This is a genomic window from bacterium, assembly GCA_021372775.1.
GTDB lineage: Bacteria > Acidobacteriota > Polarisedimenticolia > J045 > J045 > JAJFTU01.
The window spans coordinates 20467-33996 of record JAJFTU010000217.1 but is presented as its reverse complement, the minus strand read 5'-3'; the positions used below and the strand labels follow the sequence as shown (position 1 = coordinate 33996).

Here is a 13530-nt window from a genome sequence, read left to right as displayed (position 1 = left end):
GCTATTCCTTCGGCGTCGCGTCGCCCGAGTTCGAGCCGAACGAACCGTTCGACCCGAAAGAGCCGCTCGATCCGAAAGAGCCGTTCGAGCCGAACGAGCCGCTCGCGCCGCTGGTCCCGGACGTCCCGCCGGTCGTCGTCCCCGGCGTCGTGCCGCGCGGCGCCGGCCCGGTCTTCGCGGGAAGGCCGGGGATCGACTTCGAGGCGAGCTCCTTCTGGTAGTCGTCCACCGTGTAGAACCAGCGGTCGTAGGTCCGCTCGTTGCGCCGCACGGTGTTGTACGCCTGGTCCTTGCACTTCGACGCGACGCCGATGATCGCCGCGCCGACCGCGCCGGTCCCGGGCGTTCCGGCCGCGCCCGGAAGCTGGATCCCGCCCGGCTGCGTCCCTTCGCCGAACGCGCCGGCGGAGGCGCCGAAGCCGCCCGTCGTCGTCCCCAAGCCGCCCGTCGTGCCGCTCTTCGAGCCGCGGTCCGACGCGTCGCCGCCGGACGACTTCGTCCCTTGGTCCTTGCCGGTTCCCTTCCCGCCCGTGGTTCCTTCCGCGGCCGCGCAACTCGAGACGACCGTGCCGCCCGCGCCCATCTGCAGCAGGCACCAGTCCTCGAGCTTCGCCTTCGGCGTCAGCGGATCGACGTAGAGCCGCCGCAGGAAGACCTCGCCGTTCTGCCCCTTCTGGGCGAGCTGCTTGAGTTCGGTCGGCAGCGCCCCCTGCGCCTTCTGGTAGGCGTAGATCGCCGCGGCGTACTGCTCCTGGATGAACAGCAGCTCCGCCTCGCGGTCCCGCCGCATCACGACCGACCACCGCTGCACGGCGACGCCGCTGAGGATCCCGAGCACGAGAAGGCCGACGAGGATCCCCAGCAGGAGGATCCCCCGCTCCCCGGCCCCGATCCGCCGCGGCGCGTCGCTCACCGCGCGGCGGCCTTCGCCGAGGAGGCGACCGTCACCGTCACGGTCGCCGACTGCGAGCCGGAGAGCGCGGTGACGATCGCGGTCTGGGTCGTGTTCAGCGTGTCCACGGCCATCCCGTTCTTGTCGGTGTAGAGCGCCGCGCCGCCGCTGGCCAGCGTGCCGTGGTCGGTCGCGAGGCGCACGGCGATGTCGATCTGCGGGGCGCCGGTGGAGTCGAAGACGTAGGCGGTGATCGTCGAGAGCCCGTCGGGGTTCGACGCGAGGTCGATCGAGCCCGGGTTCGCCGTCAGCGTCATCTTGGACGTCGAGCTGGCGACGGCGTCGGTGTGGTTGCAGCCCGCGGCGAAGACGGCCGTGACGGCCAACACCGCGGCGATCGCGAGAGCGCGCATTTCGAGTCTCCCCTGGTTAGAGTTCGCCGTAGCCGACGCCGTCCTCGGTCTGTCCTTGGGCGCGGCTCTTCACGTCCCACACGCCCGCCGGCTGGTTCGGATCGACGTTCGTGCCGGTGTCGGCCGGGACCTCCTCCCAGTCCGCCTGGCGCGTGATCGGGTCCACCGGCAGCTTGCGGATGTACTTCTCGTCCACGAGCGCCTGCAGGCTCGCCGGGTAGTACCCCTTGTCGGCGAAGTACTGGTCGATCGTCTGCCGCAGGATGAACAGGTTCTCCCGCAGCACCGCCTCCTTGGCCTTCGCCTGGGCGTGCTTGTAGGTCGGGAGGGCGATGCCGACCAGCAGGCCGATCAGCGCCACCACGATCATCAGCTCGACCAGCGTGAAGCCGCGGCCGCGTTTCCTTCGCTCGGCGCGCATCGTCTCCGCCCTCACCATTCGCTGTAGGGGCGGCCGTCGAGCCCCTTCCCTTCGGCCTTGGAACGGACGTCGAAGACGTTCTGCCCGTCCCAGGAATCATCCTCCGGCCCTTGCTTCGAGGAGCGGCACGTCCACTCGTCCTTGCCGGTCAAAGGATCGCGCGGGATCCGCCGCAGGAACTTCACCTTGACCTCCTTGGCCAGGCCGAGATCGAGCCCTTCGACCAGGTCGTCCAGCTTCTCCGGCCAGTCCCCGGCGGTCGCGTTCCGCTTCGCCGACGGCACCGACTGCAGCACGTAGTGGTACTCGTCGATCGCGCGGCGCATCGCCCGCAGGTCCCGACGCAGCTCGAGTTCGCGCGCGCGGCGTTCCATGGTGTGCGCCACGGGAAGCGCGATCCCGGCCATCGCCGCGAGCAGGGCGATGGCGAGGACGAGCTCCACGAGCGTCAGGCCGCGCGCTTTCGTCACGGGGAAACCTCGACCGCCGCCTCGCGGAACGAGGCCTGCTGCGGCGTGCCGTCCACGCCGCGCACCTGCCCCGAGGCGAAGGAGAAGTTGGCGGAGCCGGGGGCGATCGCCACGAACATCAGCCGCGCGACGCGGCCGCCGCCCGTGGCGCCGGTCCTTCCCATCCGCGCCGCGGAGAGGACGACCAGCCCCCCTTCCGCCCCTTCGACGACCTGCAGGTCCACCGGGGTCCCGCCCTGCTCGAGAAAGTCTCCGGGCTCGGCCGGCGGCGCGAACTGCAGCACGGCCGGGTCGTAGCGGAGCTGGAAGTTGACCGCGCCGGCGTTGTCCGCCGAGCCGACCATCACGTCCACCGCGACCGCGTCCCCCGCGGCGACGCGCGTCGCCTCCGGCTGCAGCCAGACGTCGGCGACGGTCCTCGGCTTGGTCGTCTCCGCGGCCGGCGTCGTCGCCGCGGGCGTCTCCGGCGTCGGCGGCGGCGCGGCGCCCGCGTCCACGGGGACCGCGGTCGGCGCCCCCGGCGTTTGCACGGGAACGGGGGCCGGCGACGACGGCTTCGGCGCGACGGTCGAGGGGGTGGTCGCCGCGCCGCTCTTCGCCGCGTCGGCCGCCTCCGGCCTCCCCGCCTCCTTGGCCGGCGTCCTGCCGCCGTTCTTCGTCTCCGTCTTCGCGCCCGGCTTCGCCGCGTCCTTCGCCTCCGGCCGCTCCTCCGGCTTGGCCTCCTCGGCCGCCGGCCGGTCGCCGAACAGCTCGCGGTCGATCTCGTCCCAGGGCACGTTCGTCGTCGAGAACGGGCTCTCGCCGAGCGCGTTCCGCGCCACGCCGCGCAGCTGGACGTTGTCCTCCGAGCCGACCCAGAGCGGGGCGAGGTCGATCGGCTCGATGTTCGGCGTGCGCACGATGTGCGGGGTGATCGAGAGGACGATGTCGGTGCTCTTCGCCTGGTCGTCGGTCGAGCCGAAGATCCGCTTGAGCAGCGGGATCTGGGAGAGCCCCGGAACGCCGCTCAGCGACTTCTGGTCCTCCTCCTTGATCAGGCCGGCGAGCATGTTCGTCTCGCCGTCCTGCAGCCGGATCGTCGTCTCCACCGAGCGGGTGCCGATGATCGGCTGCGAGGGGCCGTTGCTCTGCGTGACGTAGCCGGCGATCGAGGAGACCTCGACCTTGAGGTCGAGCGTGACCTCCTTGTTGTGGTGCACGCGCGGCTTGACCTCGACGATGATCCCCACGTTCTGGTAGGTGTAGGAGGTGATCGGCACGATGTTGCTGCCGACCGTCTGGTTGATGTTGTAGCTCGTCGAGGGAATCGGCACGCGGTCGCCGATGGTGATCTTCCCCGTGTCCCCCTCGAGGATCCGCAGCTGCGGCCGCGCGATCGTCTTGTTGTCGGAGTCGGAGTGCAGGAAGTCGAGCGTGACCGAGGGGATCGGCCCGACCGACCAGGCGCCCGACTGGCGCAGCCGGTCGAGGTTGTTCAGCGGGACCGACTGCTTGCCGTCGCCGAAGGTCAGGGCGAGCGACTTCGAGGTCAGGTCGAACCCCAGCTTCTGCTCCGTCGCGCGGTCCAGTTCGAGCAGCTCGATGTCGACGAGGATCTCCCCCTTCGACTTGTCGTTCGCCTTGACGATCCGCTCCGCGACCTTGATCCGGTCGGGGGTGTCGCGGACGGTGATCGCGTTGAGGTTCTTGTTCTCGGCGAGGCGGCGCATCTCCAGCAGCTGGCGCAGCAGCGTCTGGATCTCCTGCGTCTCCGCGTTCGAGAGGTAGAAGGTGCGGATGACGAGGTCGTCGTGCTCCTTGTGCTTCTGGACCGAGTCCTCGTAGACGAGGATCGAGTGGTCGTCCACCACCTTGTAGCTGTGGCGGTTCATCAGCATCAGCACGTCGAGCGCCTTGTCGAAGGTCAGGTTCGACAGGTCCACCGAGATCTTCTTCTTGAGGTCGAGCTTGTCGTCGTAGAGGAAGTTGATCCCGCTGGTCTTGGACAGCGTCTCGTAGACCTCGCCGACCGTCGCGTCGGGGAAGCGCAGCGCCAGCCGCACGTTCGACTTCGGGTCGAGCTTCGGCGGCCCGAGCGTCTCCGCCCGCCGCTCGGCGGCGGAGCGGGCGCGGTCCATCGCCGACGGCGCGCGGCGCCGCCGCTCGATCTCCCCCTGCACCCGCGCCAGCTCGTTGGCCGCGTAGGTGTTCCCCGGATCGAGGATGATCGTCTCCTCGAGCTCCTTGAGCGCCAGCTCCTCCTGGCCGGCCTTGACGTACTGCTTGGCGCGGTCGAAGTGGGCGGTCGAGGCGCGCAGCTTCGCCTGGGCGAGGGCCAGCTTGTAGCGCGGACTCTGCGGGTTCTGCGCCGCCGCCTTGGCGTAGTCGAGCACCGCCCCGTCCCAGTTGCCGCGCTTCGCGGCCTCGTCGCCGCGGCGGTAGGCCGTCGAGCCGACGGCGCAGCCGGCGAGGAGAAGCGCGGCCGCGAGGGGCGCGGCGACGCGGAGCGTGCGGAAGAGCGTGCGGGAGAAGCTCATCTTCGCGGTCCTCTGCCGGCGGGCTCCGCCGCCAGCCTCACGGTCTCGACGCGGTCCTTGAACTGCGGGTCGGCGAAGCCGACGGTTAGCGCGCCGACGTCGATCTTCTTCACGACGAAGGCGGCGTCGATCGTCTCCCCCGCCGTCACGACGCGGGTCGGTTGGTTCGGCCCGCCGCGGCGCTGGATCACGCCGAGGAAGCCGCCGTCGGCGAGCCGGGCGATGTAGCCGACGTAGTTGTAGTTGAAGCTCGGCGGCACGGGCGGGGGCGGAGGCGGCGGCGGGGGCGGCGGCAGCTTGGCCAGCGCCGCGGCCTCCTTCTTCCGCCGTTCCTCTTCCTTGCGCCGGCGCTCCGCCTCGCGCGCCTCCGCCTCCTTGCGCGCCCGCTCCGCGGCGAGCGCCTCCGGGGAGAGGCCGTAGTCGAAGAGGCTGCGCCGCGCCTCGGCGCGCGCGCCCGCCGGGGCCTTCGCGGCGCCCGGCGCGGGGAGTTGGAGCAGCGGCGCGAACTTCGCGTCGAAGACGATCTTCGGCTCGTCGCCGCCGTCGTTCCCGCCGCCGCCGAACAGCTTGTCCCGCTCGAGGTAGACGCCGCCGGCGACGGCGACGGCGAGCAGCGCGAGGAGCGCCGGCGAGGGCCGGCCCGCGGTCTTCATCGCGCCGCTCCCTTCTCCGGCCGCGGCGCGCGCGGCGGCGACGGCGGCGCGCCGGGGGCGCGCCCCTCGGCGGCGAAGTACGTCTCGGCCACCACGCCGAGCTGCAGGTTGCGCCCCCCTTCCTTGCCGCCGCCGAGGCCGACCTGCCGCACGACGATGAACTGCTCCTGCGCCTCGAGATCGGCCAGGAAGGAGCGGAGGTTCTCGTAGCCCCCCTCGAGCGGCAGGCTCGCCGTGACCGTTTCCAGCCCCTCGTCGGCCCGCTCGGCGACGGAGACGCCGAACCGCGACGGCTCGACGCCGTAGTCGGCGCCGACGGCGAGCAGCGTCTTCTGGAACGAGACGAGCCGCTCGCGCGGCGTGGCGAGCATCTCGCCGTAGAACCGCTCCACGCCGCGGCGCGCCGCGGCGACGCGGCCGTCCGCCTCGCGCAGCCGCTGGAGCGCGACCGACGCGCCCCGTTCCGTCTCCGCCGCCTTCTCCCGCCGCTCCGCGGCCGAGTCGAGCGCCGCGCGCGCCGGCACGACGAGCCCGCGGTAGACCACGACGTTCGCGGCGATCACGCCGAGCAGGACGAGCGCCGCGCGCGCGCCGTCGCGCGCCGCGTCGAACCGGCGGCGGCTCATCGTCCCTCCTCCGCGCGCGGCGCCGGCGCGGGCCGCGGCGCGGCGGCCGGCGTCTCGTCGCCCGGAGGCGGCGCCCCTTCCGGGACGTAGCGGGCGCGCAGCCGGAAGGTGAGCTTGTCCTCGCCGGTCCGGCGGTCGAACCCGCTCGGCTCGATCCGGCCGAAGCGCGGCGAGTCGAGCAGCGCCTGTTCCAGCGCGAACAGCGCGTCCGGGGTGCGCGCCTCGCCGTCGATGTCGATCCAGACGACCCCCTTCTGGGTCGTCGGGCGGACGGCGACGAGCCGCACGTTCCAGGGGATCGTCTCCTCCAGCGCGTCGAAGAGGCGCGTCCAGGAGAAGTCGCGCCGCCCGAGCACGCCGTCCACGAACGCCGCCTGCGCCAGAAGGTGCTTCTGGTCCACCTTGGAGAGGCGGGCGGAGATCGCCGCGGCCTCGCCGGCCATCTTCGTCATCCGCGCGCGGTGCCCGGCCATTTCCGCCTCGAGCGCCGCGCCGCGCGAGCGCGCGGACGCGAGCGCCCAGACGTTCGCCGCGGTGAAGAGCGCGGCGACCGCCGCCAGCGCCGCGAGCAGCGTCCACCACGGCGCGTCGTTGCGGAACGGCGCCGCGGCGAGGTTGATGTCCACGCGCTTCACGCCGCCCTCCTCGCGGCCAGCCCGACCGCCGGCAGCGCGTCGTCGTCCGCGCCGTCGCCGAAGCCGGCCGCGGCGACGACCTCCTGCGCCCGTCCGGCGGCGCGCGCCGCCTCGACCAGCGCCGGGTCGGCGTCGGCCGCCGCGCGCACGACGAGCCGCGTCAGCCCCGCGCCGAAGAGGTGTTCCTCGTAGTAGCCGAAGGTCGCGCGGAGATCGCGCTCCAGCGAGGCCGCGTCCCCCGTCTTCGCCCGCAGCAGCGCCGGGACCCCTTCCCGCTCGACGAGGAGCGCGAAGCCGCCCGCCGTCACGTCGAGCAGCCCGACGTCCTCCGGATGATCGAGCGCGCGCCGCACCGCGCGGCGCAGCGCGAGGAGCGACGGCTCGATCAGGCCGCAGCGGACGCCGGCCGCGGCGCAGGCCGCCTCGATCGACGCCAAGGCCGGCTCCGGGGCCATCGCGGCGAGGACGCGCGGCCGCCCGTCGGCGCCCGCGCCGAGCGGGCTCCACGACATGCGCCATCCCTCCGCGCCGCCGGGGAGCGTCTTGCGCAGCCGGAAACGGACCATCTCCTCCGCCTGGACGCGCGAGGCGGGCAGCTCGGCGAAATCGACGATCGCCGCGTGGACCGCGCCGTCCGGCACGGCGAGCGAGATCCGCCCCGCCTTGCCGGCGCCGGCCATCCGCAGCGCCTCGGCCAGCGCCGCGCCGAGGGCCGCCGGATCCGACGCCGCCTCGCCCAGCGCGCCGCGGTAGAGGCCGTCCGGCAGCGCGCGCCGGGCGACGCCGGCGAGGCGCGTTCCCGTCGCCCCCTGCGCGAGGCGGGCGACGACGAGCGCGTCCGCGCGCAGTTCGACGCCGACGAGCGGCCAGCGCGGCTGCAGCCAGCGCGCGCGCCGCAGCCGCTCCGGCGTGGAGCGCGCCGCCCAGTCGGCCAAACGGTCGGAAAAGGTCATCCCGTCCCTCTCAGTCCACGAACGTCACTTTGTTGATCTCGCGCAGCGTCGTGCGCCCCGCGAAGACCTTTCCCAGCGCCGACCGGCGCAGCGGGACCATCCCCTCCTCGATCGCCCGGCGGCGGATCTCCGCGGCCGGCCGGCGGGCGAGGATCATCTCGCGGATCCGGTCGGACAGGTCGAGCAGCTCGGAGATCGCCTCGCGCCCGCGGTAGCCGGTGCCGTTGCACTCGACGCAGCCGCGCCCCTCGTAGTAGTCGCGGCCGCGGTCGCGCGCCGGGTCGAGCCCGGAGTCGAGCAGCTGCTGGTCGGTCGGCTGGACCTTCGTCCGGCAGTGCGGGCAGATCAGCCGCACCAGCCGCTGGGCGAGGATGCAGTTCAGCGCGGAGACGAAGTTGTACGGCTCGACCTTCATGTTGAGGAAGCGGCCGAGCACGTCCACGACGTTGTTGGCGTGGACGGTGGTGAAGACGAGGTGCCCGGTGAGCGCCGACTGGATGGCGATGTTGTCCGTCTCCTCGTCGCGGATCTCGCCGACCATCACCTTGTCCGGGTCGTGGCGCAGGATCGAGCGCAGGCCGCGGGCGAAGGTCAGCCCCTTCTTCTCGTTCACCGGAATCTGCGTGATCCCGGTCAGCTGGTACTCCACCGGGTCCTCGATGGTGATGATCTTGTCCTCGGAGTTGTAGATCTCCGAGAGCGCGGCGTAGAGGGTCGTCGTCTTGCCCGAGCCGGTCGGCCCGGTGACGAGGAACATCCCGTACGGCTCGCGGATGAACTTCCGCACCTTGCGCAGCGTCTCCGGGTCGAAGCCGCAGACGTCGAGCGAGAGCTCCTGGAACTTCTCCGAGGCCGACTCCTTGTCGAGGACGCGGATCACGCAGTCCTCGCCGTGGACCGAGGGGATGATGCTGACGCGGAAGTCGATCGTGCGCCCCTTGATCCGCAGCTTGAAGCGGCCGTCCTGGGGAACGCGGCGCTCGGAGATGTCGAGCTCCGACATGACCTTGATGCGGGAGATGATCGCCTGGTGGTACTGCTTGGCCAGCGGCGTCATCGCCGGGTAGAGCACGCCGTCCACGCGGTACTTGACGACGACCTCGCGGTCGCGCGACTCGATGTGGATGTCCGACGCGCGCCGCTGCAGGGCGCTGAAGACGACCGAGTCCACGAGGCGGATGATCGGGCTCTGGTCGGCCGCGATCCGGTCGATCGAGAGCACCTCCTCGCCGTCCTCGTCCTCCCGCACGACCTGGATCCGCAGCTCCTCGCTCGCCTCGTCGAGCACGCGCTGGCTCGACTCGCTCCGCTTGAGGATCTCCTGGATCGAGGCCGCGGCGCCGACGGCGACGTCGAGCGGACGGCCGAGCTGCAGCTCCAGCTCGTCGATCGCCGGCACGTCGGTCGGGTCGGCGACGACGACCTTCAGCCGCCCCTCCCGCTCCGAGTGCGGGACGAAGTTGTAGCGGAACATCAGCTCGACGGGAATCGACTCGAAGAGGGCGCGGTCGAGCGCGAAGTCGCCGAGGTCCACGTACTCGAGGCCCAGCCGCTCCGCGCGGCGCCGCGCCGCCTCGGCGTCGTCGATCGGCTCGGTCGCCGCGACCGGATCGGGAAGGCGGGGCGAGCCCGCGCGTCTGTCGTTCATCGTCCCCTCACATCCCCGAGCCGGCGTTGGCGTAGACCTGCAGCAGCGGATAGTAGATGGCCAGCAGCAGGCCGCCGACCACCAGGGCCATGAAGACCAGCAGCAGCGGCTCGACGAGCGAGACCAGCCGCTGCAGGTCGGTCTCGATCTCCTGGTCCACGAAGTCGCCGACGTTGTCGAGCATCTCGGCGAGGTTCCCCGACGACTCGCCGACCTTGACCATCTCCACCAGCAGGTCCGGGAAGAGCGTCGTCTCCTCGACCGAGCTCCAGAGCGGCGCGCCCTCGCGGATCTTGTCGCCGATCCGCGCGACGGCCGCGGAGAAGATCGGCGTGCCGATCGACCGCGAGGTGATCTCGAGGCTGGTCGGCAGCGGGATCCCGCCGGCGACGAGCGCGCTCATCGTGCGCGCGAAGCGGCTGACGACGAACATCCGCGAGATCCGCCCGGCGAGCGGCGTGCGGTAGACGATCGCCTCGAAGCGGCGCCGCCCGGCCGGCGTGCGCCGCCAGAGGAAGAACCCCGCGCCGGCGAGGGCCAGCGCCGGGATCCAGAGGAAGGCGTAGCCGCGCAGCGCCTGGGAGACGCCGACGACGACCCGCGTGATCGGCGGCAGCTCGGCGCCGAAGCCGGTGAAGAACTCCTGGAACCGCGGCAGCACGAACGTCAGCAGCACGCCGACGATGACCACGGCGAGGCAGATCAGGATCGCCGGGTAGACCAGCGCCGCGCCGACCTTCCGCTTGACCCCCTGCACCGTCCGCGCGTAGGCGATGTAGCGCGCGATGACCGTCGCCACCTCGCCGGTCCGCTCGCCCGAGGCGAGCGTGCTGGAGTAGAGCGGCGGGAAGATTCCCTGCGCCTCGAAGGCGTCGGAGAGCGCCTCGCCCCCCTTGACGCGGGAGACGACGTCGCCGATCGCCGCGCGCAGCACGGGGTTCTTGCGCCGCTCGCCGAGAAGCTCGAGCGCCTCGATGATCGGCAGCCCGGCGCGGACCAGCGCGGCGAACTCCTGGTTGAAGACGATGAACTCGCCCATCGGCACGCGGCGGCGCTTCGGCCGGCGCAGCCCGGAGAGCGCGGCGCCGAGCCCCGAGCGGGAGGCGATCTCGAGGACGAGGAAGTCCTGGCGTTCCAGCTCCCGCCGCAGCGAGAGCTCGTCCGCGGCGGAGAGATCGCGGACGAGCAGTTCCCCTTCGGCGGTCGCGAGGCGGCAACGGTAGTCGGGCACGTCTCACCTCCCCGCGGGGGACGCGTCGAGCGCGACGAAGAGGGCGGTCTCGCCTCCCCGCGCCGGGGCGCCGACGAGGTTGGCGCGGCCCGCGGGAAGGTTGAGCGAGAGAGAGAGGAGACGGCGCGGCGCCGTCCCGTCCGGCCCGACCTCGAACAGTTCGAACGGCGCGACGCGCGCCACGCCCCGCTCGGCGTCGAAGCCGCCGAGGCGCAGCCGCACGCGGTGGCGCGGCCCGAGCGCCGTCTCGACTTCGGCGCCCTCGGTCGCCTCGACGCGGGCCGTCCCGAGCTCCTCGAAGCGCGAGTAGCGGGTCAGCCGGGCGAGCGTTTCCGACACGCCGGGGATCGGCGGCGGGACCGGCGCGGACGACGCGACCGACGCCGCGACGAGCCGCAGCGAGAAGGCGATCCGCGCCCGCGGCTTGTCCCACGCCGCGAGCGCCTCGGCGATCGCGCGCAGCGACTCCGGCTCGTCGGTGACGACGATCGAGCCGGCGGGACGCGCGACGGTGTAGGCGCCGCACGGCCCGAGCTTCGACTCGACGAGCTGCGCGGCTTCGGCGAGCGGCCGATGCCGCACGAAGAACGCCCGCCGCTGCGGCTTGGCCTTGGCGCAGTCCGGCGCGGCCGGCGCCGCGGGCGCGGCGAAGGCCGAGCGCGCCGAGCCCGCGAACATCGCGGACGCCGCGCACGCGACGACGAACGCGACGACCGCGGCGCGGCTCATCGCCGCTCCTCGAGCGCGTCGAGGACGAGCGTCACCGTCAGCCCTTCCCCCTCGGGCGGAACGAGGGCGACGATCCGCGCCCCCGGCGCGTCGACGCTCTCGACGACCGGAAGCGGGGCGGGGCCGCGGACGGCGGCCGAGGCGGGCGGCGCCTCGCCCCGCGCGACGACGCGCGGCGCGGGACTCTCGACCCGCCCGATTCCGAACTCGACCCGCCCGATCCCGAACCAGACCGCGGCCGCCGCGGCGCAGGCCGCCGCCGCGCCCGCGGCGAGCCGGCGCGCCCGACGCCGCGCGCTCCGGCGCTCCAACTCGGCGATCCGCGGCGGCGCCCCGACCTCGATCGTCGGCGGCAGCGCCCCGAGCAGCCCGAAGAGGGCCGACGCGTCGCGCGCGACGAGCTCCGCGCGGCACGCGGAGCAGCGGGCGAGGTGCGCGGCGAGCGCGGCGTCCGCCGGCTCTCCCGCCGCGAACGCCTCCAGCCGCTCCCGCGGCGGGCAACCTGCTTCGTCGCGATCCGCCACCCCGTTCCTCCGCCTCCGCGCTCCGCGTCCTCGGTCCCGAAGACCCGCCTCGCGCCCGCCTGTTCTGTTCAGCGCCTGATCTTCCCGCCGAGTCCCGGGAAATGTTCCCCCAACCGCCGGGCCAGCGTCGCCCGCAGTTGGAACAGCGTGTTGCGCGCGGTGGAGGGGGCGATGCCGAGCATCGCGGCCGCGTCCGCGGCGCTGTACCCCTCGACGCGCGTCAGCACGAACAACGCCTTCTGGCGCGGCGGCAGGTCGCCCGCGACCCGCTGCAGCGCCGCCTCCAACTCCGCGGCCAAGGCGGCCTGCTCCGGGTCGGGCGCGGCCGCCGCGGCCCGCGCCGCGAACTCCTCCCCCGCCGGCTCCTCGGGGCGCGCCTTCCGCCGCCGCAGCGCGTCCACGGCCAAGTTCGCCGTCGCCCGCGCCAGCCAGCGGTCGAGCCCGTCGCCGCCCCCGTCGATCCCGCCCAGCGCGCGCCAGGCGCGCAGGCAGGCCTGCTGGGCGACGTCCTGGCCTTCGGCCGCCGAGCCGACGATCCGCGCGGCGAGCCGCGCCAGCCGGGGCCAGCGCGGGGCGATCAGATCGTCGAACGCCCCGCGGTCGCCGGCCGCGGCGCGCGCGATCAGCTCCGCTTCGCGGTCCATCGCGGCTTCGGCGACGGCGGTCTCTTGGTTTCAACGCGCCGCCCCGCCTCGGCGTCTAGTCCGTTCCCGGAAAGAAGTCGGCCCCCCGGCCGCGGACGCCCGCCCCGCGGCGAGGATCCGGCGCCGAGTCCCTGCGCGGCGAACGGGTCCCACCCGGCGCGCCGCCACGGCGTCCGCCGGCCGTCGCGCTCCAGCCAGCGCCCTCCGCCCGGCGGCAGGAGCCGCCCGACGACGTGGAGCGCCCCGCCGACGCGCGCCAGCGCGCGGCGCGTCGCCGCGGCGTCCGCCGGCGCGACGGCGAAGAGGAGTTCGTAGTCTTCTCCGCCGGCCAGCGCCCAGCCGAGCGCCTCGGCCTCGTCCCGCGCCACGGCGCGCGCCGCCTCGTCCACCGGGACCGCGGCCGCCTCGACCACGAAGCCGCAGCGCGAGGCGTCGGCGAGGCGCGGCAGGTCGAGTCCCAGGCCGTCCGAGAGATCCATCATCGCCCGCGCCCGCTTGGCCAGCGCCTTGGCGAGGTCGAGCCGGCCGCGCGGCGTGCGGTAGGCGGCGAGGGCGCGCGCCGCGAGCGCCTTGTCGCGCGGCCGGGGCCGTTCTCCGGCGAGGAGCGCGAGCCCCGCCCGCGAGGCGCCGAGCGGGCCGCTCACGGCGAGGAGATCGCCCGGCCGTCCGCCGCCGCGGAAGACCGGCCCGCCGGGCCACGGCGTTCCGGTCACCGCGACCGCGATCGTCGCCGCGCCGGCCGCGGCCTTCACGGTGTCGCCGCCGAGGAGCGGCGCGCCGCGCTCCGCCGCCGCGCGGGCGAAGGCGTGCACGAAGCGCCCCGCGGCGCGGCGGGCCTTCGCCTCGGCCGGCCAGGCGAGGCCGAGGAAGACGCCGGTCGGCCGCGCCCCCATCGCCGCGACGTCGGAGAGGTTCGCCTCGAGAGCGCGGACGGCGAGCTGTTCCGGGGAGAGGTAGTCGAGTCGGAAATGCTGCCCCTCGACCAAGAGATCGATCGTCAGGACCGTGGGGGGCGCGCCGGGAAGCACGGCCGCGTCGTCGCCGATCCCGACGACGCCGCGCGGCGCCCCCGCGGCGCCGACGAGCGCGGCGAGGCGCGCGACGAACGAGTCCTCCGATCCGGAGAGGAGGTCTTCGGCGAGACGGCGGCGGCGGGCTTCCATGGCGCCTGCATT

15 protein-coding genes are annotated in these 13530 nt (G+C 73.8%); all 15 read right to left on the bottom strand.

The genetic code is table 11. From position 1 onward, the window contains the following. Position 1: 1 nt before the first annotated feature. The gene (locus tag LLG88_07690) at positions 2 to 913 is read right to left on the bottom strand and encodes a hypothetical protein (GenBank protein MCE5246784.1); all 912 of its coding nucleotides are present in this window, start codon (positions 911 to 913) and stop codon (positions 2 to 4) included. Next, complete coding sequence (locus LLG88_07685; GenBank protein ID MCE5246783.1) at positions 910 to 1305, bottom strand: hypothetical protein; 396 nt, start codon at positions 1303 to 1305, stop codon at positions 910 to 912. The genes LLG88_07690 and LLG88_07685 overlap by 4 nt, the downstream gene beginning before the upstream one ends. Positions 1306 to 1321: 16 nt before the next feature. Next, a complete protein-coding gene (locus LLG88_07680) occupies positions 1322 to 1726 on the bottom strand; it encodes a type II secretion system GspH family protein (GenBank protein ID MCE5246782.1) in 405 nt (134 codons plus the stop codon). Between the two features lie 11 nt (positions 1727 to 1737). Then, a complete protein-coding gene (locus tag LLG88_07675; protein MCE5246781.1) occupies positions 1738 to 2196 on the bottom strand; it encodes a prepilin-type N-terminal cleavage/methylation domain-containing protein in 459 nt (152 codons plus the stop codon). Further along, positions 2193 to 4712 carry a hypothetical protein gene (locus LLG88_07670; protein MCE5246780.1) on the bottom strand — a complete coding sequence of 840 codons (2520 nt, stop codon included), beginning with the start codon at positions 4710 to 4712 and terminating at the stop codon, positions 2193 to 2195. Before LLG88_07670 ends, LLG88_07675 begins: the two co-directional genes overlap by 4 nt. Then, positions 4709 to 5365, bottom strand: coding sequence for a hypothetical protein (locus LLG88_07665; GenBank protein ID MCE5246779.1), 657 nt, complete (start codon positions 5363 to 5365; stop codon positions 4709 to 4711). The genes LLG88_07670 and LLG88_07665 overlap by 4 nt, the downstream gene beginning before the upstream one ends. Continuing rightward, entirely contained in the window at positions 5362 to 5991 is a 630-nt protein-coding gene (locus LLG88_07660; protein MCE5246778.1) for a hypothetical protein, read from the bottom strand. Before LLG88_07660 ends, LLG88_07665 begins: the two co-directional genes overlap by 4 nt. Beyond that, the gene (locus LLG88_07655) at positions 5988 to 6626 is read right to left on the bottom strand and encodes a hypothetical protein (GenBank protein MCE5246777.1); all 639 of its coding nucleotides are present in this window, start codon (positions 6624 to 6626) and stop codon (positions 5988 to 5990) included. The genes LLG88_07660 and LLG88_07655 overlap by 4 nt, the downstream gene beginning before the upstream one ends. Beyond that, positions 6623 to 7579: a hypothetical protein gene (locus LLG88_07650; protein ID MCE5246776.1), complete on the bottom strand. Its 957-nt coding sequence runs from the start codon at positions 7577 to 7579 to the stop codon at positions 6623 to 6625. The genes LLG88_07655 and LLG88_07650 overlap by 4 nt, the downstream gene beginning before the upstream one ends. Before the next feature lie 10 nt (positions 7580 to 7589). Next, the gene (locus tag LLG88_07645; GenBank protein MCE5246775.1) at positions 7590 to 9227 is read right to left on the bottom strand and encodes a GspE/PulE family protein; all 1638 of its coding nucleotides are present in this window, start codon (positions 9225 to 9227) and stop codon (positions 7590 to 7592) included. 7 nt (positions 9228 to 9234) lie between these two features. Then, entirely contained in the window at positions 9235 to 10458 is a 1224-nt protein-coding gene (locus LLG88_07640; protein ID MCE5246774.1) for a type II secretion system F family protein, read from the bottom strand. A gap of 3 nt (positions 10459 to 10461) precedes the next feature. Then, positions 10462 to 11187, bottom strand: coding sequence for a hypothetical protein (locus LLG88_07635; protein ID MCE5246773.1), 726 nt, complete (start codon positions 11185 to 11187; stop codon positions 10462 to 10464). After that, positions 11184 to 11711: a hypothetical protein gene (locus LLG88_07630; protein MCE5246772.1), complete on the bottom strand. Its 528-nt coding sequence runs from the start codon at positions 11709 to 11711 to the stop codon at positions 11184 to 11186. The genes LLG88_07635 and LLG88_07630 overlap by 4 nt, the downstream gene beginning before the upstream one ends. A 68-nt stretch (positions 11712 to 11779) precedes the next feature. Next, on the bottom strand, positions 11780 to 12355 hold the full coding sequence (locus LLG88_07625) for an RNA polymerase sigma factor (GenBank protein MCE5246771.1): 576 nt from the start codon (positions 12353 to 12355) through the stop codon (positions 11780 to 11782). Beyond that, positions 12334 to 13518, bottom strand: coding sequence for a thiamine-phosphate kinase (gene thiL, locus LLG88_07620; GenBank protein ID MCE5246770.1), 1185 nt, complete (start codon positions 13516 to 13518; stop codon positions 12334 to 12336). Before thiL ends, LLG88_07625 begins: the two co-directional genes overlap by 22 nt. Positions 13519 to 13530 lie beyond the last annotated feature (12 nt).

Coding starts and splice junctions, on each gene's coding strand:
- LLG88_07685 (MCE5246783.1), bottom strand. CDS start 1,305: ATGCGCGCTCTCGCGATCGCCGCGGTGTTGGCCGTCACGGCCGTCTTC.
- LLG88_07680 (MCE5246782.1), bottom strand. CDS start 1,726: ATGCGCGCCGAGCGAAGGAAACGCGGCCGCGGCTTCACGCTGGTCGAG.
- LLG88_07670 (MCE5246780.1), bottom strand. CDS start 4,712: ATGAGCTTCTCCCGCACGCTCTTCCGCACGCTCCGCGTCGCCGCGCCC.
- LLG88_07665 (MCE5246779.1), bottom strand. CDS start 5,365: ATGAAGACCGCGGGCCGGCCCTCGCCGGCGCTCCTCGCGCTGCTCGCC.
- LLG88_07660 (MCE5246778.1), bottom strand. CDS start 5,991: ATGAGCCGCCGCCGGTTCGACGCGGCGCGCGACGGCGCGCGCGCGGCG.
- LLG88_07650 (MCE5246776.1), bottom strand. CDS start 7,579: ATGACCTTTTCCGACCGTTTGGCCGACTGGGCGGCGCGCTCCACGCCG.
- LLG88_07645 (MCE5246775.1), bottom strand. CDS start 9,227: ATGAACGACAGACGCGCGGGCTCGCCCCGCCTTCCCGATCCGGTCGCG.
- LLG88_07635 (MCE5246773.1), bottom strand. CDS start 11,187: ATGAGCCGCGCCGCGGTCGTCGCGTTCGTCGTCGCGTGCGCGGCGTCC.
- LLG88_07625 (MCE5246771.1), bottom strand. CDS start 12,355: ATGGACCGCGAAGCGGAGCTGATCGCGCGCGCCGCGGCCGGCGACCGC.
- thiL (MCE5246770.1), bottom strand. CDS start 13,518: ATGGAAGCCCGCCGCCGCCGTCTCGCCGAAGACCTCCTCTCCGGATCG.